The sequence below is a fragment of the Erwinia artemisiae genome, assembly GCF_051400835.1.
In the GTDB taxonomy this organism is placed as follows: domain Bacteria; phylum Pseudomonadota; class Gammaproteobacteria; order Enterobacterales; family Enterobacteriaceae; genus Erwinia; species Erwinia aeris.
In genome coordinates this window covers 21056-27555 of record NZ_JBLFFM010000018.1, presented here as the reverse complement: position 1 = coordinate 27555, position 6500 = coordinate 21056, and the positions used below count along the sequence as shown (strand labels likewise).

Here is a 6500-nt window from a genome sequence, read left to right as displayed (position 1 = left end):
GACAACATCAAAATGGTTGTTACCCTGATCCACCCAATCGCAATGGACGACGGTCTGCGTTTCGCAATCCGTGAAGGCGGCCGTACCGTTGGCGCAGGCGTTGTTGCTAAAGTTATCGCTTAATTGTAGATAACGGCAGAGTTCGCTCTGCTTGCTGATAAAAAGAGCACTTCGGTGCTCTTTTTTTATGGGCGCTATTCAGAAAGCGCAGGGTCAGAAAGGAAACCGCGTTCAGGTTGAAATAAAAACGATTCTCATTTACAATTTGATCGTTATTTGTACCGGAATAAAATTATGTACGTCTGCCTGTGTAACGCCATCAGCGACAAAACCCTTCGTGAAGTGGTTCGCCGCTACCAGCCCAAATCTATCCAGCAGCTGCGCAAGCTCCTCCCTGTGGGCAAGCAGTGCGGCAAATGCCTGCGCCTGGCGCACGACATCATGAATGAAGAGCTGCCGAACGCGCCGCTGTATAAAGAGATTGCCTGATAATCCCCTGCAATTTGTCATGCTTTTTTGACTTCCCGGATTGTGCATCTACGATCTGAATAACCGGAAGCGGAGGAAGCAAGATGAAGGGCGATGCCAAAATCATAAGTCATTTAAACAAACTGCTTGGAAATGAGCTGGTTGCCATCAACCAGTACTTTTTGCACGCGCGGATGTTCAAAAACTGGGGACTGATGCGCCTTAACGATATTGAGTATCACGAGTCGATCGACGAGATGAAACATGCGGATAAATATATAGAGCGCATTCTTTTTCTCGAAGGCCTGCCTAACCTGCAGGATTTGGGGCGGTTACGCATTGGCGAAGACGTTGAGGAGATACTGCGTTCAGATTTGGCGCTGGAACTGGAAGGGGCCAGAGATCTGCGCGAGGCTATCTCTTATGCCGACAAGGTTCACGACTACGTCAGCCGCGATATGATGATCGTCATTCTGGAAGATGAAGAGCACCATATCGACTTTCTGGAAACCGAGCTGGAGCTGATCGCGAAAATCGGTGTGCAGAACTATCTCCAGTCACAAATAAAAGTGGAATAGCAGGGCCCATGTTGCTGAATAAATATACGCCGCCGAAACAGTAACTTCGGCGGCATTTTTGTCTCTGCCGTCCTCTTATCCCTCTTTCATTATCCCCTTCATGCAGCGATGACGGCAAGAAACACCTTGCAAAGCCCGCCCACGTACGTATAATGCGCGGGCCTGTCAGAAATGACGGCCCGGTTCAATCTGAACCGCAGGCGAGCAATTAGCTCCCTGACAATACTCCCAATCGGGGAGTTATGTGCAGACGATTACACTCCCCCATCAATCGTAATGGGTGTGAGTAGTAATTTTTTTCGTTTATAAATAATTGGAGCTCTGGTCTCATGCAGAACCAAAGAATCCGTATCCGTCTTAAAGCGTTTGATCATCGTCTGATCGATCAATCGACCGCAGAAATCGTTGAGACTGCCAAGCGCACTGGTGCGCAGGTTCGTGGTCCAATTCCTCTGCCGACCCGCAAAGAGCGCTTTACCGTTCTGATCTCCCCGCACGTCAACAAAGATGCGCGCGATCAGTATGAAATTCGCACTCACAAGCGTCTGGTTGACATCGTTGAGCCAACTGAAAAAACGGTTGATGCTCTGATGCGTCTGGATCTGGCTGCAGGTGTTGACGTGCAGATCAGCCTGGGTTAATCAGGTCATTGAGCGATTGAGAGGTTGAAACAATGATTGGTTTAGTCGGTAAAAAAGTGGGCATGACCCGCGTCTTCACTGAAGACGGCGTATCTATCCCAGTAACCGTGATCGAAATTGAAGCAAACCGCGTGACTCAGGTTAAGAACCTGGAAAACGACGGCTACACTGCTATCCAGGTAACTGCCGGTGCTAAAAAAGCAAACCGCGTCACCAAGCCTGAAGCAGGCCATTTTGCTAAAGCTGGCGTAGAAGCTGGCCGTGGTCTTTGGGAATTCCGTACCGCTGAAGGCGACGAGTTCACCGTAGGCCAGAGCATTAACGTTGATATTTTCGCTGACGTGAAAAAAGTTGACGTGACTGGCACATCTAAAGGTAAAGGTTTTGCCGGTACTGTTAAGCGCTGGAACTTCCGTACTCAGGATGCTACTCACGGTAACTCCTTGTCTCACCGCGTTCCGGGTTCTATCGGTCAGAACCAGACTCCGGGCAAAGTGTTCAAAGGCAAGAAAATGGCAGGCCAGCTGGGTAATGAGCGCGTAACCGTTCAGAGCCTGGACGTAGTACGTGTTGACGCTGAGCGCAACCTGCTGCTGGTTAAAGGTGCAGTTCCCGGTGCAACCGGTAGCGACCTGATTGTTAAACCAGCTGTGAAGGCGTAAGGGGATAGCAATGGAATTAGTATTGAAAGACGCGCAAAGCGCGCTGACTGTTTCCGAAACTACCTTCGGTCGTGATTTCAACGAAGCGCTGGTACATCAGGTTGTTGTTGCTTATGCAGCAGGTGCCCGTCAAGGTACCCGTGCTCAGAAGACCCGTGCTGAAGTAACTGGTTCCGGCAAAAAGCCGTGGCGCCAGAAAGGTACCGGCCGTGCGCGTGCAGGTTCTGCAAAGAGCCCAATCTGGCGTTCCGGTGGCGTGACCTTCGCTGCGAAGCCGCAGGACCACAGTCAAAAAGTTAACAAAAAGATGTACCGCGGCGCGCTGAAAAGCATCCTGTCCGAGCTGGTACGTCAAGATCGTCTGATCGTTGTCGAGCAGTTCTCTCTGGAAGCGCCTAAAACTAAGCTGCTGGTAGAGAAACTGAAAGACATGGCGCTGGAAGACGTGCTGATCATCACTGGCGAACTGGAAGAGAACCTGTTCCTGGCCGCTCGCAACCTGTACAAGGTTGACGTACGTGATGCAGCGGGTATCGACCCAGTTAGCCTGATCGCCTTCGACAAAGTCGTTATGACTGCTGATGCAGTTAAGCAAGTTGAGGAGATGCTGGCATGATCCGTGAAGAACGTCTGCTGAAAGTACTGCGCTCGCCGCACGTATCTGAAAAAGCGTCTGCTGCGATGGAAAAAACCAACACCATCGTTCTCAAAGTTGCTAAAGACGCGACCAAAGCAGAAATCAAAGCCGCTGTACAGAAGCTTTTCGAAGTGGAAGTGAAGGAAGTTAACACCCTGGTCATGAAAGGGAAAGTTAAGCGTTCCGGACAGCGTATTGGCCGTCGTAACGACTGGAAAAAAGCTTACGTCACCCTGAAAGAAGGCCAGAATCTGGACTTCGTCGGCGGCGCTGAGTAAGTCGGAGGAGAAGAACAATGGCAGTTGTTAAATGTAAACCGACATCTCCGGGTCGTCGCCACGTAGTTAAAGTGGTAAACGCGGAGCTGCACAAGGGCAAACCATTTGCCCCGCTGGTAGAAAAAAACAGCAAATCCGGTGGCCGTAACAACAATGGTCGCATCACTACCCGTCATATCGGTGGTGGTCACAAGCAGGCTTACCGTATTGTTGACTTCAAACGCAACAAAGATGGTATCCCGGCTACCGTTGAACGTCTTGAGTACGATCCGAACCGCTCCGCGAACATCGCGCTGGTTCTGTACAAAGACGGCGAGCGCCGTTACATCCTGGCCCCTAAAGGCCTGAAAGCTGGCGACCAGATTCAGTCTGGCGTTGATGCGGCGATTAAAGCGGGTAACACCCTGCCGATGCGCAACATCCCAGTGGGTTCCACCGTACACAACGTAGAAATGAAACCAGGCAAAGGCGGTCAGATTGCCCGTTCAGCCGGTGCTTACGTGCAGATCGTTGCGCGTGAAGGTTCCTACGTTACCCTGCGTCTGCGTTCTGGTGAAATGCGTAAAGTCGAATCCGACTGCCGCGCGACCCTGGGCGAAGTCGGCAACGCTGAGCACATGCTTCGCGTTCTGGGTAAAGCCGGTGCAGCTCGTTGGCGTGGTGTTCGTCCTACCGTTCGCGGTACTGCGATGAACCCAGTCGATCACCCGCACGGTGGTGGTGAAGGTCGTAACTTTGGTAAGCACCCTGTTTCACCTTGGGGCCTGCAGACTAAAGGTAAGAAGACCCGTAGCAACAAGCGTACTGATAAATTTATCGTACGTCGCCGTAGCAAATAATTTTAGAGGATAAGCCATGCCACGTTCTCTCAAGAAAGGTCCTTTTATTGACCTGCACTTGCTGAAGAAGGTAGAGAAAGCGGTGGAAAGCGGAGACAAGAAGCCTTTGCGCACCTGGTCCCGTCGTTCAACGATCTTCCCTAACATGATCGGTTTGACCATCGCTGTCCATAATGGTCGTCAGCACGTTCCTGTCTTTGTTTCCGACGAAATGGTCGGTCACAAACTGGGTGAATTTGCACCGACTCGTACTTATCGCGGTCACACTGCTGATAAGAAAGCCAAGAAACGCTAACAGGAGGAAGAGATGGAAACTATCGCTAAACATCGCCACGCTCGTTCTTCTGCTCAGAAGGTTCGCCTGGTAGCAGATCTTGTCCGCGGTAAGAAAGTGTCGCAGGCTCTGGACATTTTGACCTACACCAATAAGAAAGCGGCTGTACTGGTCAAGAAAGTTCTGGAATCTGCCATTGCTAACGCCGAACACAACGATGGCGCTGACATTGATGATCTGAAAGTCACGAAGATCTTCGTAGACGAAGGCCCAAGCATGAAGCGCATTATGCCGCGTGCAAAAGGTCGTGCAGATCGCATCCTGAAGCGCACCAGCCACATTACTGTGGTTGTGTCCGATCGCTGAGACTCTGGAGACTAGCAATGGGTCAGAAAGTACATCCTAATGGTATTCGCCTGGGTATTGTTAAACCCTGGAACTCTACCTGGTTCGCAAATACCAAAGAATTCGCTGACAACCTGGACAGCGACTTTAAAGTACGTCAGTTCCTGACTAAAGAACTGGCTAAGGCGTCCGTTTCTCGTATCGTTATCGAGCGTCCGGCTAAGAGCATCCGTGTGACCATTCACACCGCTCGTCCTGGCATCGTGATCGGTAAGAAAGGCGAAGACGTAGAAAAACTGCGCAAGGTCGTAGCGGATATCGCTGGCGTTCCTGCACAGATCAATATCGCCGAAGTCCGTAAACCGGAACTGGACGCTAAACTGGTTGCTGACAGCATCACTTCACAGCTGGAGCGTCGCGTGATGTTCCGTCGTGCGATGAAGCGTGCTGTACAGAACGCAATGCGTCTGGGCGCTAAAGGGATCAAAGTTGAAGTTAGTGGCCGTCTGGGCGGTGCTGAAATCGCGCGTACCGAATGGTACCGTGAAGGCCGCGTGCCGTTGCACACCCTGCGTGCTGACATTGACTACAACACCTCTGAAGCGCACACCACTTACGGTGTAATCGGCGTTAAGGTATGGATCTTCAAAGGCGAGATCCTGGGTGGTATGGCTGCTGTTGAACAACCGGAACCGGCTGCTCAACCTAAAAAGCAGCAGCGTAAAGGCCGTAAGTAAGGAGAGTCGCTGATGTTACAACCAAAGCGTACAAAATTCCGTAAAGTGCACAAAGGCCGCAACCGTGGTCTGGCGCAGGGTACGGATGTTAGCTTCGGTACTTTCGGTCTGAAAGCTGTTGGCCGTGGTCGTCTGACTGCTCGTCAGATCGAAGCAGCACGTCGTGCTATGACCCGTGCAGTTAAGCGTCAAGGTAAAATTTGGATCCGTGTATTCCCGGACAAACCAATTACCGAGAAGCCGCTGGAAGTGCGTATGGGTAAAGGTAAGGGTAACGTTGAGTATTGGGTTGCCCTGATCCAGCCTGGTAAAGTCCTGTATGAAATGGACGGTGTTCCGGAAGAGCTGGCCCGTGAAGCATTCAAGCTGGCAGCAGCAAAACTGCCTATCAAAACCACCTTTGTAACTAAGACGGTGATGTAATGAAAGCAACTGAGCTGCGTGAGAAAAGCGTTGAAGAGCTGAACACTGAGCTGCTTAACCTGCTGCGTGAGCAGTTTAACCTGCGCATGCAGGCAGCATCTGGCCAACTGCAACAGACTCATCTGTTGAAAAATGTTCGCCGTGATGTTGCACGCGTTAAGACTTTACTGACTGAGAAGGCGGGTGCGTAATGACCGATAAAATCCGTACTCTGCAAGGTCGTGTGACTAGCGACAAAATGGAGAAATCCATTGTTGTAGCTATCGAACGTTTCGTGAAACACCCTATCTACGGTAAGTTCATTAAGCGTACGACTAAACTGCACGTACATGACGAGAACAATGAATGTGGTATCGGCGACAAGGTTGAAATCCGTGAATGCCGTCCACTGTCCAAGACTAAGTCCTGGACCCTGGTTCGCGTTGTAGAGAAAGCGGTTCTGTAAGAACTTCTTCTCTCTGAAAAACCCCCGCTTGCGGGGGTTTTTTCTTTTCTGCTCTCCCGATTTTCCCTCTGCAAAACCCTCTTTAATGAATGCTCGCCGATCGTGGCAGCCCCCGATGATCCCGATCACGTTTAATCTTTCCATAATGCTTAAGATAAGCTTATCGTTCGGCG

14 protein-coding genes are annotated in these 6500 nt (G+C 50.9%); all 14 read left to right on the top strand.

Translation table 11 applies throughout. The features are described from left to right. Positions 1-123, top strand: a 123-nt coding sequence (locus ACMGEE_RS21585; protein WP_463357621.1) for an EF-Tu C-terminal domain-related protein, incomplete at its 5' end; no start/stop codon positions are given. Between the two features lie 171 nt (positions 124-294). Further along, positions 295-489, top strand: a complete 195-nt coding sequence (bfd, locus tag ACMGEE_RS21580; RefSeq protein ID WP_125290986.1) for a bacterioferritin-associated ferredoxin — start codon at positions 295-297, stop codon at positions 487-489. Between the two features lie 83 nt (positions 490-572). Further along, positions 573-1046 carry a bacterioferritin gene (gene bfr / locus ACMGEE_RS21575; RefSeq protein ID WP_125290985.1) on the top strand — a complete coding sequence of 158 codons (474 nt, stop codon included), beginning with the start codon at positions 573-575 and terminating at the stop codon, positions 1044-1046. A 329-nt stretch (positions 1047-1375) separates the two neighbouring features. Then, entirely contained in the window at positions 1376-1687 is a 312-nt protein-coding gene (gene rpsJ, locus ACMGEE_RS21570; RefSeq protein WP_001181005.1) for a 30S ribosomal protein S10, read from the top strand. A 32-nt stretch (positions 1688-1719) separates the two neighbouring features. Beyond that, entirely contained in the window at positions 1720-2349 is a 630-nt protein-coding gene (gene rplC / locus ACMGEE_RS21565) for a 50S ribosomal protein L3 (RefSeq protein WP_301253465.1), read from the top strand. A 10-nt stretch (positions 2350-2359) separates the two neighbouring features. Beyond that, positions 2360-2965 (top strand): 50S ribosomal protein L4, encoded by a 606-nt coding sequence (gene rplD / locus ACMGEE_RS21560; protein ID WP_125290983.1) that lies wholly within the window; start codon positions 2360-2362, stop codon positions 2963-2965. Then, on the top strand, positions 2962-3264 hold the full coding sequence (rplW, locus tag ACMGEE_RS21555; protein WP_125290982.1) for a 50S ribosomal protein L23: 303 nt from the start codon (positions 2962-2964) through the stop codon (positions 3262-3264). Before rplD ends, rplW begins: the two co-directional genes overlap by 4 nt. Positions 3265-3281: 17 nt before the next feature. Further along, positions 3282-4103: a 50S ribosomal protein L2 gene (gene rplB / locus ACMGEE_RS21550; protein WP_125290981.1), complete on the top strand. Its 822-nt coding sequence runs from the start codon at positions 3282-3284 to the stop codon at positions 4101-4103. Positions 4104-4119: 16 nt separating this feature from the next. After that, on the top strand, positions 4120-4398 hold the full coding sequence (gene rpsS, locus ACMGEE_RS21545; RefSeq protein ID WP_013204132.1) for a 30S ribosomal protein S19: 279 nt from the start codon (positions 4120-4122) through the stop codon (positions 4396-4398). 12 nt (positions 4399-4410) lie between these two features. After that, the gene (gene rplV / locus ACMGEE_RS21540) at positions 4411-4743 is read left to right on the top strand and encodes a 50S ribosomal protein L22 (protein WP_000447532.1); all 333 of its coding nucleotides are present in this window, start codon (positions 4411-4413) and stop codon (positions 4741-4743) included. A 17-nt stretch (positions 4744-4760) separates the two neighbouring features. Further along, positions 4761-5459 (top strand): 30S ribosomal protein S3, encoded by a 699-nt coding sequence (rpsC, locus tag ACMGEE_RS21535; RefSeq protein WP_002919766.1) that lies wholly within the window; start codon positions 4761-4763, stop codon positions 5457-5459. A gap of 12 nt (positions 5460-5471) precedes the next feature. Then, positions 5472-5882: a 50S ribosomal protein L16 gene (gene rplP, locus ACMGEE_RS21530; RefSeq protein WP_002438716.1), complete on the top strand. Its 411-nt coding sequence runs from the start codon at positions 5472-5474 to the stop codon at positions 5880-5882. Beyond that, on the top strand, positions 5882-6073 hold the full coding sequence (gene rpmC / locus ACMGEE_RS21525) for a 50S ribosomal protein L29 (protein WP_024966580.1): 192 nt from the start codon (positions 5882-5884) through the stop codon (positions 6071-6073). The genes rplP and rpmC overlap by 1 nt, the downstream gene beginning before the upstream one ends. Further along, the gene (gene rpsQ / locus ACMGEE_RS21520; protein ID WP_024966581.1) at positions 6073-6327 is read left to right on the top strand and encodes a 30S ribosomal protein S17; all 255 of its coding nucleotides are present in this window, start codon (positions 6073-6075) and stop codon (positions 6325-6327) included. Before rpmC ends, rpsQ begins: the two co-directional genes overlap by 1 nt. The last annotated feature ends 173 nt before the right edge of the window (positions 6328-6500 follow it).

What these genes read in the sequence shown, in the direction of transcription:
- bfd (WP_125290986.1), top strand. Translation starts at nt 295, where the DNA reads ATGTACGTCTGCCTGTGTAACGCCATCAGCGACAAAACCCTTCGTGAA.
- bfr (WP_125290985.1), top strand. Translation starts at nt 573, where the DNA reads ATGAAGGGCGATGCCAAAATCATAAGTCATTTAAACAAACTGCTTGGA.
- rpsJ (WP_001181005.1), top strand. Translation starts at nt 1,376, where the DNA reads ATGCAGAACCAAAGAATCCGTATCCGTCTTAAAGCGTTTGATCATCGT.
- rplC (WP_301253465.1), top strand. Translation starts at nt 1,720, where the DNA reads ATGATTGGTTTAGTCGGTAAAAAAGTGGGCATGACCCGCGTCTTCACT.
- rplD (WP_125290983.1), top strand. Translation starts at nt 2,360, where the DNA reads ATGGAATTAGTATTGAAAGACGCGCAAAGCGCGCTGACTGTTTCCGAA.
- rplW (WP_125290982.1), top strand. Translation starts at nt 2,962, where the DNA reads ATGATCCGTGAAGAACGTCTGCTGAAAGTACTGCGCTCGCCGCACGTA.
- rplB (WP_125290981.1), top strand. Translation starts at nt 3,282, where the DNA reads ATGGCAGTTGTTAAATGTAAACCGACATCTCCGGGTCGTCGCCACGTA.
- rpsS (WP_013204132.1), top strand. Translation starts at nt 4,120, where the DNA reads ATGCCACGTTCTCTCAAGAAAGGTCCTTTTATTGACCTGCACTTGCTG.
- rplV (WP_000447532.1), top strand. Translation starts at nt 4,411, where the DNA reads ATGGAAACTATCGCTAAACATCGCCACGCTCGTTCTTCTGCTCAGAAG.
- rpsC (WP_002919766.1), top strand. Translation starts at nt 4,761, where the DNA reads ATGGGTCAGAAAGTACATCCTAATGGTATTCGCCTGGGTATTGTTAAA.
- rplP (WP_002438716.1), top strand. Translation starts at nt 5,472, where the DNA reads ATGTTACAACCAAAGCGTACAAAATTCCGTAAAGTGCACAAAGGCCGC.
- rpmC (WP_024966580.1), top strand. Translation starts at nt 5,882, where the DNA reads ATGAAAGCAACTGAGCTGCGTGAGAAAAGCGTTGAAGAGCTGAACACT.
- rpsQ (WP_024966581.1), top strand. Translation starts at nt 6,073, where the DNA reads ATGACCGATAAAATCCGTACTCTGCAAGGTCGTGTGACTAGCGACAAA.